The sequence below is a fragment of the Arthrobacter sp. Hiyo1 genome (assembly GCF_001263615.2).
Classification (GTDB): Bacteria; Actinomycetota; Actinomycetes; order Actinomycetales; family Micrococcaceae; genus Arthrobacter.
This window is the reverse complement of record NZ_DF952470.1, coordinates 186,983-187,702: the sequence shown is the minus strand read 5'-3', so window position 1 is coordinate 187,702 and position 720 is coordinate 186,983. Positions and strand designations below refer to the sequence as shown.

The 720-nt window shown below is 65.7% G+C and carries 1 protein-coding gene; it reads left to right on the top strand.

The features are described from left to right. Nucleotides 1-126: 126 nt before the first annotated feature. Nucleotides 127-720, top strand: a 594-nt coding sequence (locus AHiyo1_RS09815) for a LysE family translocator (protein ID WP_059388454.1), incomplete at its 3' end; no start/stop codon positions are given.

Below are 720 nucleotides of genomic sequence, written 5' to 3'. Positions count from 1 at the left end.
CTCGTCGACGAAACAGCCTCGATTCCCATGGTCGCCGAGCGCCCATAGCGTCTTGAGGAGGACGACGACGGCGGCGGCGCGCCACGAGCCATCGACCGTCACCGCAGGCCAGCGCTATCATCAGGGATGGTTCCGTTCACCAACCTCCTGGCGTTTGCGCTGGCCGCACTGGTCCTCATCGCAGTCCCCGGTCCCAGCGTCCTGTTCGTGATTGGGCGTTCCCTCGCCCTTGGCCGCAAAGGCGGGCTCCTGAGCGTGCTCGGAAACGCCCTCGGCATGGTTCCGCAGATCATTGCCGTGGCGCTGGGGCTCGGCGCGATCCTTGCGCAGTCGATCGTGCTGTTCACCATCATCAAGTTCGGGGGCGCAGCGTATTTGGTCTACCTCGGGGTGCAGGCGATCCGCCACCGCGGCGGGCGTTCGACGGCGACTGGTCCAGCGCCGGCGCGGTCCATGTGGCGGCTCATCCGCGAGGGTTTCATCGTCGGTGCGAGCAACCCGAAATCGATCGTGTTTTTCGTGGCTGTGCTGCCGCAGTTCGTGGACTATTCGAGCGGCAGCATTCCGCTTCAACTCGCCGAACTCGGAGCTGTTTTCCTGGTGATCGCCCTCATCTCCGACAGCATCTGGGCCCTCGCAGCGGGCACGGCACGCCACTGGTTTGCCCGCTCGCCGCGGCGGATCTCCACCCTGGGTGCCATGGGGGGCGTCATGATGATC